This window comes from Pseudoalteromonas sp. FUC4, from assembly GCF_008370255.1.
In the GTDB taxonomy this organism is placed as follows: Bacteria; Pseudomonadota; Gammaproteobacteria; order Enterobacterales; family Alteromonadaceae; genus Pseudoalteromonas.
This window is the reverse complement of the sequence record NZ_SEUI01000001.1, coordinates 195,102-213,418: the sequence shown is the minus strand read 5'-3', so window position 1 is coordinate 213,418 and position 18,317 is coordinate 195,102. Positions and strand designations below refer to the sequence as shown.

At 38.9% G+C, this 18,317-nt stretch carries 12 protein-coding genes and 1 other RNA gene; 4 read left to right on the top strand and 9 right to left on the bottom strand.

All coding sequences use genetic code 11. The features are described 5' to 3' along the window. Window positions 1-25: 25 nt before the first annotated feature. A complete protein-coding gene (locus EU510_RS00990; protein WP_149591872.1) occupies window positions 26-2,161 on the bottom strand; it encodes a TonB-dependent siderophore receptor in 2,136 nt (711 codons plus the stop codon). A 233-nt stretch (window positions 2,162-2,394) separates the two neighbouring features. On the opposite strand from EU510_RS00990, the gene zigA reads away from it, so the two are divergent. Continuing rightward, a complete protein-coding gene (gene zigA / locus EU510_RS00985) occupies window positions 2,395-3,594 on the top strand; it encodes a zinc metallochaperone GTPase ZigA (RefSeq protein ID WP_149591871.1) in 1,200 nt (399 codons plus the stop codon). Next, window positions 3,594-4,283, top strand: coding sequence for a DUF1826 domain-containing protein (locus EU510_RS00980; RefSeq protein ID WP_149591870.1), 690 nt, complete (start codon window positions 3,594-3,596; stop codon window positions 4,281-4,283). The genes zigA and EU510_RS00980 overlap by 1 nt, the downstream gene beginning before the upstream one ends. A 128-nt stretch (window positions 4,284-4,411) precedes the next feature. On the opposite strand, the gene EU510_RS00975 is transcribed toward EU510_RS00980, so the two are convergent. Then, the gene (locus tag EU510_RS00975) at window positions 4,412-5,938 is read right to left on the bottom strand and encodes an acetyl-CoA hydrolase/transferase family protein (protein WP_149591869.1); all 1,527 of its coding nucleotides are present in this window, start codon (window positions 5,936-5,938) and stop codon (window positions 4,412-4,414) included. 552 nt (window positions 5,939-6,490) lie between these two features. Here EU510_RS00975 and EU510_RS00970 point away from each other — a divergent pair. Continuing rightward, window positions 6,491-6,715 carry a hypothetical protein gene (locus EU510_RS00970; RefSeq protein WP_231614084.1) on the top strand — a complete coding sequence of 75 codons (225 nt, stop codon included), beginning with the start codon at window positions 6,491-6,493 and terminating at the stop codon, window positions 6,713-6,715. A gap of 543 nt (window positions 6,716-7,258) precedes the next feature. Here EU510_RS00970 and EU510_RS00965 read toward each other — a convergent pair. The 6 genes from EU510_RS00965 to EU510_RS00935 form a co-directional block, all read right to left on the bottom strand. Continuing rightward, window positions 7,259-8,029 (bottom strand): RHS repeat-associated core domain-containing protein, encoded by a 771-nt coding sequence (locus EU510_RS00965; protein ID WP_149591868.1) that lies wholly within the window; start codon window positions 8,027-8,029, stop codon window positions 7,259-7,261. Window positions 8,030-8,187: 158 nt separating this feature from the next. Beyond that, on the bottom strand, window positions 8,188-8,583 hold the full coding sequence (locus tag EU510_RS00960) for an Imm44 family immunity protein (protein ID WP_149591867.1): 396 nt from the start codon (window positions 8,581-8,583) through the stop codon (window positions 8,188-8,190). Between the two features lie 8 nt (window positions 8,584-8,591). Next, window positions 8,592-12,596 carry an RHS repeat domain-containing protein gene (locus EU510_RS00955; protein WP_149591866.1) on the bottom strand — a complete coding sequence of 1,335 codons (4,005 nt, stop codon included), beginning with the start codon at window positions 12,594-12,596 and terminating at the stop codon, window positions 8,592-8,594. After that, entirely contained in the window at window positions 12,583-13,113 is a 531-nt protein-coding gene (locus EU510_RS00950; protein ID WP_149591865.1) for an RHS repeat domain-containing protein, read from the bottom strand. The genes EU510_RS00955 and EU510_RS00950 overlap by 14 nt, the downstream gene beginning before the upstream one ends. Window positions 13,114-13,827: 714 nt before the next feature. Further along, an RNA gene (ffs, locus tag EU510_RS00940) (signal recognition particle sRNA small type) lies at window positions 13,828-13,924 on the bottom strand. A 139-nt stretch (window positions 13,925-14,063) separates the two neighbouring features. Next, window positions 14,064-14,939, bottom strand: coding sequence for a DUF3014 domain-containing protein (locus tag EU510_RS00935; RefSeq protein ID WP_149591864.1), 876 nt, complete (start codon window positions 14,937-14,939; stop codon window positions 14,064-14,066). 219 nt (window positions 14,940-15,158) lie between these two features. On the opposite strand from EU510_RS00935, the gene EU510_RS00930 reads away from it, so the two are divergent. Continuing rightward, a complete protein-coding gene (locus EU510_RS00930) occupies window positions 15,159-16,304 on the top strand; it encodes a patatin-like phospholipase family protein (protein WP_149591863.1) in 1,146 nt (381 codons plus the stop codon). Window positions 16,305-16,319: 15 nt separating this feature from the next. Here the strand turns inward: EU510_RS00930 and EU510_RS00925 are convergent, their stop codons facing one another. Continuing rightward, entirely contained in the window at window positions 16,320-18,293 is a 1,974-nt protein-coding gene (locus tag EU510_RS00925; RefSeq protein ID WP_149591862.1) for a monovalent cation:proton antiporter-2 (CPA2) family protein, read from the bottom strand. Window positions 18,294-18,317 lie beyond the last annotated feature (24 nt).

Here is an 18,317-nt window from a genome sequence, read left to right as displayed (position 1 = left end):
GAGTAATTCTCGCGCTAAATAAGTATTAAAACTTGTAGGTTATTTGCCCCACAATTTCACGAGGGCTGCCAGGAAAGTGGCCGTTTCGCTCACTAAATCCACTAACCGCGTATTCTTTATCAAACAGGTTATTAATATTTACACTCAATAACACGTCGTCAAAGCGACTCGTCCAGCTCATATCAAATACGGTAAATGGTTTTACTTTTTGACCACTGGTACTCAGTTGCTCACTTACGTAATTTGCACCAAATGCAATTGATGAGTCAATTGAATCAATAGCGTAGCGAGTCCATAAACCTGCCTGGTGGCGTGGTGCATTAGCAAAGCGCGAACCGTCTCCAAATGTATTTGAAAGCGTATCACCCGTTACGCCGTCTACCACTTGCGTATCGTTGTATGCGTAGTTAGCCGTTACCGTCCAGTGCGCTGATAAATCGCCGACTAAAGTTGTTTCAAAGCCTCGGCTTTCTACTTCACCTATATTTAAAAGTGCAGCAATGCCATCCCCCGCGCCAGTATCATCAGGGTTACTCATTACCACGTTTTCTTTATTAATTTGGTAAACTGCAAAGGTGCTCATTATTTTGCCGTCGAGCCATTGGTTTTTCATACCCAGTTCGGTTTGCTTACCGGTTTCTGGTGCTAAATTACCTTCGCCTTCAACATCTTCTTGGTCGGTTGATGATGTAGGGTTGAAACTCTCTGAGTAGTTAATATATACCGATGTGTTTTCTACTGGTTGATAGGTAACAGCAACGCGCGGCGTTATGTCGTTATCTGAGTAACTAAAACCAGTTTCTTGATTAAACTCTTTAAAATGGTCATAGCGCAAACCTGCAATTATTGTCCACTGCTCGCCTATGCTAATTACGTCTTGTGCGTATACACCAAATCGGTCGGTATCAACACCATCGCGATTCATGTCAGTTAAATTGTATGTACTTGGATCGGTTTCACCGTAGTTTAAATTAAAAATATTTAAATTAGCGACGCCATCAGCCTCATATCGGGCACGAAAGTAGTCATATTCGGTATCAACGGTGTGGTAATCACCACCAAATAAAAACTGATGGGTTAATTGTCCTTGTCCAAAGTTATAAACAAAGTCGGTGGTTAAGCTTGTTTCTTCATTAGCGCGATATTGCTTGCGGTATTCACGCTTAATCGTTTCGTCGTCAATATTAGCAACGCCATCACCGTTTACATCTACCCAGCTTTGCGACTCATGGTAGCCTTGATCGCGTTCGTTATCCATGTAACGCAGTGTGCTACTTACAGAAAAATCATCACTAAAGTAATGACTTATCTCGGCTTGAAGCACCAACGCTTCCATATCTTGATAATCAACCGCTTCATTAGCGTTATAACTTGGGTCAACTAAAAAATTGCCGTTGTCATCTACCGGTACGCCACGTAGGCGATTTCCGCCTAGGTCTTGTTTAATGTAGTCAACACTTGTGGTTAGAGTTGTTGAATCACTTAAATCAAATAACAATCCACCTGTCAGCTCGGTGTTTTTTGAGTCTGCATTGTTACGAAAGCTATCTTGCTCCTCATAGTAACCACCTAATCTATAAGCCATTGTATCGCTTAAACCACCGGTCATGTCGAGTGATGCACCTCGGGTGTTATAGTTACCCAAAGTAAGCTTTAATTCACGCTTTTGTGTGTAGCTTGGCTTTTTGGTTACGTAATTAATCATCCCACCTGGTTCGCCACCACCATACAAAGCAGAGGCAGGCCCCTTTAATACTTCAACACGTTCTACATTAAATAATTGTGGTACACCAAAGCCCGAATATGGGTCGCCGCGCACGCCATCATAAAATACATTGGCATCGTCTCTAAAACCACGAAAAGTTACGCCTGAGTAGCTATATTCACTCACACCCGCAATTGAGCGGTATAAGTCGGTAATGTCACGCGCAGCTTGGTCAATTATAAGTTGTTCGGTTAAAACCTGAGCCGATTGCGGTAGCTTAATAAGGTCTAAATTAGTTTTAGTTCCAATTTTACTTTCTGTTTCTAGATAAAATTGCTGGGCACGGCCAGTTACTTCTATTTTTTCAATATCGTTATTTTGTTCAGCAAGTGCCACATTAGAAAAGGCAGAAAGAGATGCAGCAATACTGAGCGCCAAATTAGTTCGGTTAAACATAAAAGTCCCTAGGAGAATGCAAGAAGACAACAACCAAAATGATAACTCTTATCATTTGCAAAATCAATGGAATCGCTCTGCAATAACCTTCTAAGTTTTAGAACGAATAGCATTTAAAACAATGAGATACTTTATTCTCATCTATTTAGCAGTTAATAAACGGCTAGCATTACTAGAATATAAAATTGATATAATATAACATACCGACAAATGTAATTTAGTAAGATTTAAAAATGATAAATAAACTGCCCGTCACAGTGTTATCAGGTTTTTTAGGGGCTGGTAAAACCACCGTACTTAGTCATATTCTTAACAACAGAGAAGGCAAAAAAGTAGCCGTTATAGTTAACGATATGAGCGATATAAATATTGATGCAGCCACAATTAAAAGTGATGTATCGCTCAGTCACAGCGATGAAAAGCTAGTTGAAATGAGTAACGGCTGTATTTGCTGCACCCTTCGAGAGGACTTGCTTATTGAAGTTGGTAAGCTAGCTAAAGATGGTCAATTTGATTACCTGGTTATTGAATCAACAGGAATATCGGAACCCCTACCGGTTGCCGAAACTTTTACCTTTGCCGATGAAAGCGGTGTTTCACTTGGTGATGTTGCCACCCTTGATACGATGGTAACGGTAGTTGATGCGGTTAACTTTTTAAACGATTACGAGCAAGCAAACGATTTACAAGATACTGGCGAGTCACTTGGTGAAGACGACGAGCGAAGCGTAACCGACTTACTTGTAGACCAAGTTGAATTTGCTGATGTAATTTTAATTAGTAAAATCGATTTAGTAACCGAGGAGCAGTTAAATAAACTCTCTGCCATTTTAAATACACTTAATACTCAAGCCAAAATTATTCCTATATCAAATGGCAGTATTAATATTAATGAAGTACTAAACACCGGTCTGTTTGATTTTGAACGCGCACAACAAGCCCCTGGTTGGCTTAAAGAAATGCGCGGAGAACATATTCCCGAGACCGAAGAGTATGGTATTAGCAGCTTTAACTATACGGCGCGCCGTCCGTTTGATCCTGAAAAGTTTTATAACTTTCTTCACAATACCGAGCAATTTGGCAAACTCATTCGCTCTAAAGGTTATTTTTGGCTGGCTACTCGCCCTTTATTTTGCGCGCAATGGAGCCAAGCTGGTGGCATAGCTCATTACGGATTTGCTGGCATGTTTTATAAAGCAATTCCTAAAAAAGACTGGCCCACAGAGCCCGAACTACTTGCTGATATAAACAGTAAATGGGTAGAGCCCTTTGGTGATATGCGCCAAGAACTGGTGTTTATTGGTCAGTCTTTGAATCAACAAGCGATGATTGAGGCTCTTGATGACTGCCTACTCCCAGAAGATGCCGTACTTAAAGGTAAAGATTTTTGGAGAACCTATAACGACCCATTTCCTATTTGGGAGGAAGAGTAATGAATGCCCTAGCCGCGTTAACAGCGCAAATAAAGCCAGCAGAACCACTTTACCGAAGAGCCGCTAAAGAGTGTGATGCCAATGTATTGCCTCAAATTTATAACCAAGACACTAACATTGTTATTTGGCAAAGAAGCCTTGAGCAAACATTAACAAGTGCAGTTAATACACTCCTTGCCACCAGCGCGTTAAAATCATTAGAACTTGCTGTATCGCCCGATGATGCGTTTGATCAATTAATAAAAGCACTTAAGCCAGAAGATAATAATCGCGATGAAGTTAAAGCGCTGTGTGAAGATATCGCACTGTTGGTTGAAATGTTTTGCTGCCTATTTGATTTAAAACGCGCCGGTTTAAGGCTAAAAATATTAGATAAGCCTATGTGCCCACGCTTTCATGTAGACAAAATTCCGTGCCGATTAGTTACCACTTACCAAGGCGTTGCAACGCAGTGGTTAAATCACAGTGATGTAAATCGCTCAAAACTAGGTACTGGTAATTTAGGTAAATCCGATGAAGAGTCTGGATTATTTAAAAGCTTAAGTAATATTAACCAGCTAACAGAAGGTGATGTTGCCCTGCTTAAAGGCGAGTACTGGGATGACAACGAAGGAGCAGGTTTAGTGCATCGCTCACCACCGGTAGCTGCAAACGAGCAACGCTTATTACTAACCCTCGATTTTATTTAAACGCTTTAGCATCAGGCTTAATCGTCCAATTGATAAAGCCTAATTAATAATTAATATTATTTATTTTCTAAATAAAAACGCTCCTAAATGGAGCGTTTAAAGTATCTATCAGTTAGCCAAAATAAAGCTTAAGCTGATAGCGGTATTTGGGTATCTGTTGCAGATACTTTTTTCATACTGCCTTCTTGCTCCAAGCGAACATGCCAACTAAATGCTTCTTCAAGTAAATGAGGAGTATGCCCGCCACGCTCACAAGCGCGATTGTAATAGTCTAACAATGCTTCGCGATACTCTGGATGCACACAGTGCTTAATAACTTGTACAGCACGCTCACGCGGCGCTAAACCACGTAAATCAGCTAAGCCTTGCTCGGTTACTAAAATATCAACATCGTGTTCGTTATGATCAACATGACTCGCCATAGGCACTACGCTTGAAATAGCCCCATCTTTAGCAATCGATTTAGTTACAAATATTGCTAAATGAGCATTACGTGCAAAATCACCCGAGCCGCCTATACCATTCATCATCCGTGTGCCACACACATGTGTTGAATTTACATTGCCGTACATATCAAACTCAAGCGCAGTATTAATGGCAATAATACCTAAACGGCGTACTATTTCAGGGTGGTTCGAAATTTCTTGAGGGCGTAGCACTAGCTTGTCTTTGTATTTTTCTAAATTATTAAATACTTGCGCGTTACAACGCTCAGACAAAACAATTGAACTGCCTGATGCAAAGCTCATCTTACCTGCATCAATTAAGTCAAACGTCGAATCTTGTAGTACTTCAGAGTACATTGTTAGGTCTTTAAAGTCAGAGTCGAGTAATCCCATCATTACCGCATTTGCAATGTTACCAATGCCAGCTTGTAGCGGACCTAAATTAGCTGGCAATTTATTTTGAACCACTTCTTCTTTAAAAAAGTTAACTAAATGGCGCGCAATTGATGCGGTGTCTTCATCAGGGTCGGTAACGGTCGAAAACGAATCGCTTTGGTTAGTAAAAACAATACCAACAATTTTTGCAGGGTCGATAGGAATAGCAGTGCTACCAATACGGTCGTCTACTTTAACTAACGGCATTGGTTGGCGAGTAGGACGATACGATGGAATGTATATATCGTGCAAACCTTCAAGATTCGGGTTATGCAGCATATTAATTTCAACAATGACTTCTTTTGCAAAAATAGCAAAACTCGCTGAATTACCAACCGATGTAGTAGGCACAATATGCCCTTCTTCGGTAATAGCTACTGCTTCAATAACAGCTACATCAGGCATGGTTAATTGATGATTACGTAAATGCTCAACTGTTTCAGATAAATGCTGATCAATAAACATTACTTCGCCGTTATTAATCGCTTTACGCAAGGTGCTATCTACTTGAAAAGGCATACGACGCGCTAAAATACCCGCTTCCGTTAATAGCTTGTCGAGATCATTACCTAGTGAAGCGCCCGTCATTAAATTTATTTTGATAGGATTTTTTTTGACTTGCTCAATTAATGCCCTGGGTACTGCTTTAGCTTCTCCGGCACGAGTGAAGCCACTCATCCCTACAGTCATTCCATCTTTAATAAACAGACTTGCCTGCTCAGCAGACATAACTTTATTGTGTAGATTACTATTGCGAATACGTTCCAAGTTCATTTTGAGCCCCTTTCTAAATTTCACATTATTCTAATCCTAACTTCGTACTAAACAATCTAGACTTAAGTCGCATTTACGAAGTGGGGATAAGCAATATGCTAAAAAGAGAAACAACCTTACAACTTGTTAATATTAAGACGTGGTTGTTATTAATACTTTCAACAAAAATAAAACAATAACTTGTACTGTAATCCATAAATTAATTGCATTATTTTATGAGATGAAATGTTTTTGAAGAATTAAGCTTATTAATTTAAACACCCAATGTTGTTTGAAGTGTAAGTTGACATAAGAACATATACTTTTACTGAGCTACAGCGTCGTAAGTGAAGCGTAAGTTGACATAGAGTTGAATCATAAAATGGCATAAAGTGACTGGTTTTCTTAAATTAAAAGCTCCTGATACCAAAGCCAGTTTTTTAATGCTAAAAAATTCCGATTAATTTAGTAGAAATAGATATTTCTCATTAAGACTTAAACACCGTTAAGTTTCAATTTTTGATGGTGAAGAAAATGATTGGATAAATTTTATGGGGTATCTGTGTCGATGACATGACGTACCGATTCGCACCAAACGATTACATTAGCACATCAAGAATAGTAGAAATATCACCTAACAATCAGTTAATCAAAACCGCTAGCGGTAGCCTTTATCAAGTTATTGGCGAAGGAAAAAAAGCCGAAGTGCAGATGAGAGATTTCCAACTCCTTCGCCACGGATTCAGTCCTGAGCAAATCACCCAATTGAATTTAGCACCAGACGACTATTTTCATTGAACCCCAAAAAACAAAACCAGCTTCCGCTGGCTTTGGGTTGAGAGCAAATAGATTGGTGGGTTGAACCCTAGCCCCGGCTAGCGAGGCTTTGGATTCAAATAAATCCGAATAAATTTAAGTTGGCCTCTAAGGTTTTAAAGTGCGCTTTACAACTAGCAACAAAATAAAAATCAACACTGGGTAGAAAAATAAATCTACAAAGACACCTATGGGATAAATATCAATATTGCTCGCTAGCCCACTTAAAGTCGCGTGTTTGTTAGTAATTAAATCGAATATTCTTGGTACCTCAGTTTCAAATGGCATGTACCCCAAAACAAATGAAAAACATATTAACAACCATATACCACTTAGTTTTAACGAATGGCAGAGGTAAACAAAATATGTAAATAATACAGAGAAACATATTACATAAACCCACCATATTGGTTTTCATTAAAATAGTAAATCGTTTTGATACTGAATAGCATTAGAACAACAAAATAAACTAATACAGGAACTAAAACTTTTAAGCCTTTATTCAATTTATCCATTTTTTAATTCCTAGCCCCAGATATTATTTTTTTTAGCATTCCTTGTCCAAAACCTTTTTGCCATGCCATCAGCCCCCGGAACTAATTGCTTTAATGAATTACCTTCACCGTAAGTTACTATTTTAAAGCCGCCTTTTCCATTAGGTACAATTTTACGCATTACAAAACCTGACCCTACAGTATGATTTGCTTCTGTAACATTCATTATCCCCTCACCTTTAGTGTAAGATGTCACATTATCGACACCTGAAAATGGTGCAAGAGGGCCTACGTCATTTAAAGCGCCAGATTCAGTTGCAGCATTGCTATCATTAGTAGGACTATTCACTAACTCACTTTTTAATGCTGAGCCATATCCATCTCCACCATTTCCTGCGTCATCTTCAAATGTATAGTCGTGATAATCATTGTCGCCACTGCCAAAATCTTCCCAACCTTCTGGTGTAGGGAAGGTAAAAGGTTCGAAGTCTGAATTTTCAGGTGTACAGGTAGTACTACCATCAGCAGATTCACATTTTTGGCCAGTAGGATCGATACTGTTTATTGGATCATTCCCAACATAAGCATACATGTTCATGCCATCGTCATAACCAATAGGGTCAGTTTGTAAGAAACGACCTAGCTTTGGATGATAAATCCGTGCTTTGTAGTAGTACAGCTCAGTGCCCGGAATTAAGATTTGCCCTGTATATCGAAAACGCGATGAGCTGGTATTAATCGGCTCTCCAAATGGGCCGTATTTATGTGTTGCTATTATTGAACCAGAGCCATTTTTTAACAAATTAAACTAGACAGCCACTCTAATTGAACAAATAAAACTGTGCCTAACTGCAAAAAATTAGGGTGGATGTCTAGTTTATTTTAATTTGAGAGCAAAGTTATTTGATCTCGACATTTTAATCCTAGCCCCGACTAGCGAGGCTCTAGATTCAAAATTGACTAAGAAAGCCACCCATGTAGCTTTCCAATTTTACTTACATCTTTAATAAGGTTACTTAAGTCTGTCGAGCTTCCTATAAATTCTTGAAGTTTCCTAAGGCTACGTAAGCAGATTTCAAATACTTGTTGTTCTTGCTCATTACTATTACCTACTAAAAATCTTTGATAATCAACTCTCAACCGAAAGTCCATATCGTTGTTACGGCTATCGTATGCAAACAACTCTTCAAGCTGCTCATCATCTCGTACTATGGCGATACAATCCCAGCTTTCAACAGGAATATTGTATGTGTTTTGTTCTATGTTTTCGTTAATCGACTTTTCGACTTTTGATCTAGCCTTACGGAAATCATCTTCTATAGAGCTTTCTATTTCACCACCAATCCAAATTCTCAAAGTAACTCCTAATAATCAGTTTTATTCATGGGCGGTCGCTTACCATGTTCTTGCGTATGTTGCCTAATCTTATCTGTTTGAAGCTCATGCATTTCTTTTTTAGTGCCAGAAGCTTCTTTAACATAGTCAACATTATTCGCTTTCAACTCCTTTTTAGAGTACCTCTGTTGTTGTCCTTTTCCAAATTTATCCTCACCTCGTGTAGTCTCGCCATACTTTTTGACATCACCTGTATCCCTGTCTTTTAGAGCATATTGCTCTGCTGGTTGATTGCCTTTCTTATTGTTATGTATTTTCCCTGTTTTGCCAGACATGATATTTGAATATATTCCCTTCATTTTTACAGCATAGCCGTGTTCTGGAGTTCCCTTATCGAAATACGCCTCTGCCGCAGAAGCCACAGCATAGCCAACAGCCGCCCCTCGCATTTGGTTTCTGTTTCGTGTCTCACCAGTAGGATCTGTAAAGTTAACTGGATCATTCCCAACATAGGCATACATATTCATGCCATCGTCATAGCCAATCGGGTCAGTTTGCAAGAACCTGCCTAACTTTGGATGATAAATCCGTGCTTTGTAGTAGTACAGCTCAGTGCCCGGAATTAAGATTTGCCCTGTATATCGAAAACGCGATGAGCTGGTATTAATCGGCTCACCAAATGGGCCATATTTATGCGTAGCGACAATTGAACCTGAGCCATTCGTTTCACTAACAATTGAACCGCGTTCATCTGCGTGTAAATAGCGCTTGTTACCTGTGCCACTACCTTCGTACCACACTAGCGGGTCATCTTCGCCTATACCATGAACATAGCGACGTAATAGACTACCGCTGTTGTTGTATTCCGCAACCAGTTCGTTTGCATCATATGAGAAGGTCGTTTTAACTCTATTTAAAGTAGTATAATTTAAACGCCCTATTGCATCATAACCAAGCGCTAGGCTGCTACCAAGTTTAATTGCTGATTTTAGGCGGTTATGCGCATTGTAGGTATAACCCCAACCATCATAAGTTTTTAGGTTGCCGTTAGTGTCATAAGTTAGGCTTTTACCGCCAACACTTGTATATTGATTTAAATCATTGGTGTAATAATTTTGCTCACCGACTGTAGGGATTTGAATCTGATAATTGTTATTACTAACTGTTTTTGACTTAAGCTGGTTCGCATAGTTATAACCAAAACTAGTATTATTTATACCTGAATGATTAAACGCTGTAACACGTCCTTTTGTGTCGTAACCTACTGAACTTGATGTATCATTCCCTCTGAAAATACTAGTAAGTTGTCCTTTAGAGTTATAGGTATAATTTGCAAGTAAGTTACTGCCGTTTTCTTTTATTGATGTTAATGCCCCTGTCGCATCAAATGCGTAAGTCACATAAAAACCATCTGGGTGAGTTAACCGTGTTTTTCTATCACCAATATCGTATGTGTAAGCTAATGTACGGTTGTTCGTAGTCGTTGTTTTTAATCGACTCAATTCATCATAGGTAAAACTTACCTTGCTTAAGCTGCGTATTACACTTGTGTTTCGCCCTAGACCATCGTGATTAAAATACAGTGTTGATTCACCCGGAACAGTTGTTTGCGTTTTCTTATTAATAGCATCGTAATAGTGTGTAAGTATTTTACCGTCCCTTTTGCGCCACGTTTTTAAATTACTATTTGCATCATAGCTATTTTGCTCATAGGTATTATCTTCAAATGTAGTACGCTTTAAACGGTCAAAACCATCATACGTATAAGACGTGACATTTCCTTCACCATCTTTACGTGTGTAGATTTCACCATTTGCTGTATACGCAATCTCAATATCGTTACCAGCATCAGGTGTGTTATACCCAGAGGTGACTTTTGTCGAACGAGAGAGTCTGTCGTAATAGTTACGGGTAATACGATCTGGGCCATCGACACCTTCTGACGCAAGTGAACATGCAGAGCTTGGTAGGCTATTGAATGTAGAGGCGTTCATGCGAGTAGCAGTACACATTAACCTATTTCGTGTGTCGTAAGTAAACTGTGTAACGGCTTCTTTTTTTGATGGCGAGCTAATTTCTTTTTTAGTCGCTAAATTTCTCGTGTTATAAGCGATTGTTTCGGTATTATAAACACTCAACGACGTGCTTGTAGGTGATGTAAGCGTACCTGTTTCGATGATGCGAAATTGGTCATCTTCGTTACGATACGTGAAACGCTGTGCTACACGATACCCTCGCTGGTTTTTTGCACCAATTTCCCATATTTTTCTACCTGCATTGTCATATCGATAATATATTGCATCATCAGTACCTGCCAGTGGTCCATCTTCAATCGCTACTCTCCCAGCATTATCATAGGTATAGGTTGTTACTTGCTTTAATACCCCTACACCATTGGTTTTAGTCACCGTTTTAGGTAGGTTTGTATTCCCCCAGTATGTATAGTTTGTAACTTGTCTATCAGTTGATGAGCAACTACTTTGAGTACAAACGTTAGTGCTTTTTAAGCGCGTAAAACCATTAATTTCTTGCCAAGTATTTGTTGTTAGGCGACGATTATTGTTTTTATCTGCTGGCTCAAGTTTAGTGAGCATGCCACCATGGCTTGCGAAGGTGTAATCTGTCGTATTGCCCTTAGCATCAGTAATTGAGGTGGGTTTAAAACACTCTACCTTTGTACAATTATAGATATCATAATTAGCTGTAGTAACTATATTGGCTATTCCTGAACCTGATTTTGCTATATTTGTTCTTTTTGTAACATTGCCATGGGCATCAAACTCATATAACTCTTTATTCCCCTCTGGGAAAGTTATTTCTTTAAGCCTACCACCTAAGTATTTATAGAGAGTGCTTTGTCCGTATGCGTTAGTATCTTTGGTAATAAATGAACGTTTATTTGACCCCCCTAGAACATCTAAATCAATAACTCGTCTGTAGCTATCAGGACCAGTAATAGTGACTTTTGTAAACTGTTTATTAGGATCTTTTCCAGTTCCCGATGCGGCTATATAGGTATAATTATATGCAACACCATTTTTAGTAACATTGGTTACAAAGTAATTGTGAGTTGCCGCTCCATGATTTTTATTGTTAGAAGTAACACTTATAGTATTACTTGAATCAGAAGGTAGTCTTAATGAAAAATTTCTACTTGTATCGCTTGAACCAAGCGCATTACTAAACCCTGAATAATTCCAAGTTCTTCCAAGTAAATCGGTAATCGTGTTGCTTGTATAAGTAAATTTCGCTAAAGCCTCACTCGGAGAGTTTGTTTTAACAATTGTAGCTGTTGAAACCTTACTCCATCCCGAAGCTCCAGTTGTTAGGTCATCCGATAGATAAGTAAGTTTTAGCTTGTAACCCAAATTACTTTCAACACTGATAGGTCTATGGAATGTAATAAAGGGGCTGATATTTGGATCAAAAACCTTGTCATAATCAAATGTTATTGTTTCACCATCAGGATAAAAAACTCTAGTTACGTACCAAGTACCTTCTTTGGCTTTATTATTATAAGGGTCATTCCAGCTGAAAAAAGATGAGTTGGAGTCATACTCAACTCTTATTCCTGTTCCACCTTGCCTGTATTCTAATCTTGAATTCTTTGTGTTTATATTCCCAAATAGGCTTGAACCGTAATTATCGGTAGATTCACAGTCATATGATTTACAGTTAAACTGCTCTGAAGTAACACCACCATATGTTAAAGAATAGATTTCAGTCCTTTCAGAACTACCGATATTATTCCAAGTAGTACTTTTGTAAAGTGTTCCCGTTATTTTTGAGTTAAATTTTTGAAGTGTTTCAAACGAAAGTCTTGGAGCTGCAGGAACGCTCAATGAAGGTAACGTTGGATAATACTTACCACTAAGTAGATTTACAGAATTTACATCTTGCTTAACGTTTAAAGGTTTAATTGGGGTGTAATCATCTTCAGCATGTGTATAAGTTGAATACGCTAGAAAGCAAATTGCTATTGCTTTTATTATACTCTTAGTCATTATTTCTTCCTTGATATTAATTAAATCCACCAGGACCTCCAGAGAATGAAATTTTCACTAACTTTCCAACTGCAGCCGAATCATTAGAGCCATGACACTTAATAACAATAGAGGTATTTTCATAAATACGTAACGAAACAGATCCCGAGGTAGCTTCTCGTGGGTGAGAACTGCTATCACCAAACATTGATACTGCACAATAGCTTGTATTGGTTGAAACCCAAGATACTGTAAATGATGAACCTAATCTCACTGAACTTGGAATAGAGTATGACGTTATAGCCGGCTCTAGTTGAGGTGGCGTTGGTGTTGGCGTTGGTGTTGGCGTTGGTGTTGGTGTTGATATGGCAGCATTTGCTGAAGATAAGCGATTACCGGCATCATCATATTCATACGTAATTAATTTGGAATTACTTTCTTTAACTTCAATTAATCTTCCTCTTGCGTCATATTGAAAATTAACTGTAGAAGCTAACAAATTATTTATAGGTAAAACTGAAACAGCAAAGAAAAGCGCAACAGTAAATCCTTTTTTTTGTTGGGACATAATTTTATCTTATAGTTAAAAAGTGCACAAAAGACTCAAACCCGCTCGTTCACTTTAAATTTACATGAGATACAATTGTACCAATATTAAATAACAATAAATATACAAAAAAGCACTGTATCTAATTAACTAAACTAATTTTAAACATAAACCGTTAAAACATTGCGTTTTTAGAAGCGTAATCAAATGGAGTAAACGAAGGCAAGCCACCCCAGAGAATAAAGAAAAACACCCTAGCCATACAAAGCATGATTAAAAAAGTGGATTAAATTAAGGTTATTATCCGACTTTTCAACAAATCGAGCACGAAAGTCTTCGTCAGCAATTTTGCTTTGTGGTTTTACTTCTATAAATTTTTTGCATGCCGTCTGTGTGGGTAAGTATAAAGTCAGTGTGTAACGGCAAGTACGGTTATCAAACTCATATTCGTAACCTAGTGGTTGTGCTTCAAATGCGGCTATTGATGGTGAAAATTCAAAATGGAAACATGCATGAAACTCTAAAGAGGATTCGACTAAATAAGTGATTTATTTTTTTACTAGCAAATTTATGAGGGTTTTTACACGGGAGTGTTTTATTTTATTGAGTGAGCCATTTAACAATTTGATTAATACTAAGCTATGTCACCTTATGCTTCTGTTTTATGCCATCTTTTAGTACAAATATGTCAACTTATACTTCAAACAACACCCAAATGAGGAATTTGGGTGGCAGTCTTACCAGCCACATCTCGGCACACACGTCACAAACTGTGGCTGCTCCCTTCCGGGCCTGACCAGGTTCGCCTGCTAGTGTTGCGAGAGGACCAATAAGACTACCATTGAGGGCCTTGGTTGGCGCGGGAAGGATTATCTCTACTTTTGCTCTGTTATTCAAGGGATAATCTAAAAAGAAAGTGCGATTGCATACTTCATATACAATCGCGGCGTATTTAGCTGTTTTAGTGCGTATTAATTACTCTCTAACTGCGCTTTTATATTACGAAGTGCTGCTTTTACTTTTTTCATATTTTCTGGACCCATACGTAAAAGCTGTTTTTGCGCAGCAGGTAATTGCTCCCACTCCGAAAACGCATACTGATACGTCACTGAGTCGCGAAGTAACGGCAAGTCACCTTCAGGCTCTGGCGTATCAAGTAATAAATCGATTGCATCGGTTAGCGTTTGATTAAACTCATCATCGCCGTAACCAATTTCACTGTATGCATTATTAATAAGTGGTTTATATTCTTCGTACATACGCACAGCTTGCGCTGCACTCATACTGGTAAATATTTTTACATACGGTGTATAACGCTCATAACTATTAGGGTTAATTGTTAAAATATCACCTTCATTTACGCTAAACGTTTCTTCTGGTTGAACAACAGGCGTGTGTTTTTTAGCTACTTTACCTTTAGCTAGGTTATCTACAAAGACAACACCACGGCGAATTACGTCGTCAGTTACCATTAAGCTCATTACTGAATCACTTAGGTACTCGTCCATTTTAGCAACTACAACGGCATCGCTTTCATTAAGCGTTGGTAATGGTTTTACTTCAGGCACAGGCTCACTTGGGCTTTGTGCTGGCACTTCAAGCTCTGCTGGCTTTTCTGGCATAACTGATGGCGCGTCAACTACGGGATCGTTTTCAGGTTTAAGCTCCATCATTGGTTGCTCTTTTGGTGCTTGCTCTACCTCTGTGCGTGTTTGTGGCTCATCACTTGGCTTTAATAGTACAAACGCGGCTGCGCACACAACTATTATTAAAATAATAACGGCGAAAAGAAAATTGTTATTCGGCGGACGTTTTTGAACATCTGACGCTTCTGGTTTATCTGACATACAAACTCCATAAAAATTAAAAGTGCGTTATCACTCAGAGTACCCTGAGTGGAAAAAATTCATTATGAGTAGTAACTATAAATACATAACTATTTTAGCTTACAAATATAAACATAAGCTTACTGTACTTACTATTACTCAGTTATCCTTTGATTCTTCTAGCTTAAAGACTTACAGTTAATAAATAAAGTAAAGACGTTGAACAGTTTAAACACCAATATGAAAATCAAGCAAGTCGATCCAGAAAAACCAAAAATAGCCCTATTATTAACGGGCGGTGGCGCACGAGCTGCTTATCAAGTGGGTGTACTTAAAGCGCTCGCTCATAGCATGCCGCGTACAGCTCCATTACCATTTAGAGTAATAAATGGTACCTCTGCAGGGGCTATTAACTCTGCTGCTTTAGCATGTTACGCCTCTTGTGCTCATTTAGCTGTACGAAAACTTGAATCAGTTTGGAAAAACTTTTCGACCTCTATGGTTTATAAAAGCGACTTTTTAAGTGTATTTGGCCATATTGCGCGTAATATTTTAACCAGCTTTCAGTCAGAGCATATTAATCACCCACCAGCGAGTTTGCTAAATAATCGCCCTCTACGTGGTTTGCTCAATGAGATTTTAGACTTACACCGAATAGAGCGTAACTTACACCGAAATTATTTAGATGCGCTGTCTATTACAGCTTCAAGTTATACAACAGGCGACTCTGTTGCATTTTTTCAATCAAATACACAAACACCATGGCAACGCGCTAAACGCGAAGGCCAAGCCACGCGTATTAACGTTGAGCATTTAATGGCGTCGAGTGCGATTCCTATGGTGTTTCCAAGCGTAAATATTTATAACCATTATTTTGGTGATGGCTCAATACATCAGCTTTCGCCTTTGAGCCCATCCATTCATTTAGGGGCTGAAAAAATATTTATTATTGGGGTCGACCAACCTAAAGAATTACATCCACCGGGTTATTCGCCACACTATCCGGGGCTTTCGGCTGTTGCAGGGCATTTACTTGACAGTGTATTTACCGACACAATGCAGTCCGATTTGGAGCGTTTGGAACGTGTAAATCGCACTTTAGGGCTATTACCTGCACGCGATAAACATCAAGAGCTAAAGCAAATCGATACCTTTGTTATTAACCCTTCGCAAAACTTTAATGTTATTGCTGCGCAGTATTACGACGATATGCCGTGGGCGATTAAAATATTGCTGCGTACAATCGGTGTTAAAAAACATTCACAATCGAGCTTAACCAGTTATTTATTGTTTGAAAAACGCTACACCCAGCATTTAATGCAAATTGGCTATGAAGACGGTATGAAAAAATTACCGGAGATACGCAAGTTTTTAGAACTAGATTAAGCCCAAACAGGCACGTTATTCTATTCCGTCGAGCAGGTAGTGCTCTACCCGCTCTACTCGCCTTGGTTTACCTTGTAGTACTAAAACGTCGTTAGCTAACAAGGTTGTTTGCGCTGATGGCGTGTCTATTTCGCGCCCTTCTCTGCGAAGTGCTTTTACGAATACTCGCCGCTTTTCTAAATTAAGATCTTCAATTGTTTTACTCAGGGCATAAGCTTGCTGAGGTAGCGCAACAACGTGTAAATACTCTAAGCGGTCAGTTGAGGTTTCTTCACTGTCTTTAAAGTAGCCCGCGTAAAAGCTTTGCATTAGCGGATAACGGTTTCGACGCTCTTTACTCACTCGGCGTACAATGCGTGTCATGGGTACGCCCGACATAGATAAAACATGAGAGACAAGCATTAAGCTCGCCTCTAAAGACTCAGGTACTACTTCTGTTACACCTAATTCTTTTAAGTAATCTAGCTGGCTATCGTCACGGGTTCTTATAAGTATTTTAACATTAGGTGCTATTTGCTTTATGGCATCAATCACAATTTGTGCGTGGTCAAGCTCTGTAAAAGTAATAATAACCAAGCGAGCTCGCTCTACTCCTGCGCATTTTAAAATATCTTTTTGCTTAACATAGCCAAATATTACAGGTTCACCCGCCGCTTTGCCTTCTTGTACAAGTATTGGGTTACTTTCAATGGCAACGTAATCTATTGCTTCGGGCTTTAAAAAACGTGCTATGGTTTGCCCAACACGCGAAAAACCACAAATAACAACATGGTCACTATAAAGCGTACTGCTTTGTGGCTCTGCTTCTAGCGCTAAACTTGGACGATCGAGTATGCCCAAACGATTTAAAATAAATGGCGTTTTATCAATTAAAAACGGTGTAAGCGCCATTGAAAGTACACCCAACGCAATTAAAAATGAGGCTTGCTCTGAGTTTAATAACTGATGCTGCCCAGCAAGAGCAATAAGTACAAAACCAAATTCCCCCATTTGCCACAGCATGATGCCACAAGCGAGTGAATCTTGGTTTCGTTCATGCATTAGCCGCGCACTAATTGCGACTACTGTAATTTTCAATACGAGTAAACCAAGCAATGCGCCAACAATTATTACTATATGCGCCAGTACAAATAAAATATCTAACTGCATACCCACAGTTACAAAAAACAACCCCATTAATATATCGCGAAATGGACGTATATCGGCCTCTAACTGGTGTCTGTAATGGCTCTCACCTAACATCATTCCGGCTAAAAAAGCACCCAACGCCATAGACAAGCCAAACATATACGTTAAAAAGCCCGCAAATAGCGCTACTAATATGGTTGTAAGTACAAACAATTCATCGGTTCGTACTTGGGCTATTTCGTTGAATACTTTGGGTAATACCCACTTACCTATGGCCCAAAGTAGCACACATACAAAAGCCCCCTTGCTCAGGGCAAACGCTAGAGTCCAACCAATACTTTGAGAGTCACTTGATGCAAATAAAGGGAGTATTATTAATAGAGGAACAACAGCAATATCTTGAAATAGCAATACACCTACGGCCAATTGCCCTCGGCGCTGATTAAGCTCACCCGTTTCTTTTAATAGCTTAACAACCACAGCAGTTGAAGAAAGCGCCATAATTGTGCCAATGGTAAAGCTGGTGAGTAATGAAAAGTTTAAGCAATATAGAATAATAATGAAGAGTAAACTGGTTATACCTACTTGTAATGAGCCCAAACCAAATACTAGATTTCGCATTGCCATTAGCCGCGAAATAGAAAACTCTAATCCTAAACTAAATAACAAAAACACAATTCCAAGCTCTGCTACAAACTCTATTTCGTGTGATTGCGCTAGCCAGCCAATACCATGGCTACCGGCTAAAACCCCAGTTGCTAAGTACGCTAAAATAGGCGGCAAGCCAATGCGTTTAAAAAACCACACAAACAACACTGCCGCTACTAATAAGCCAAAAATTTGAGCATTAATACTTTGCAAATGCAGCCTCGCGTTTAAATTAAA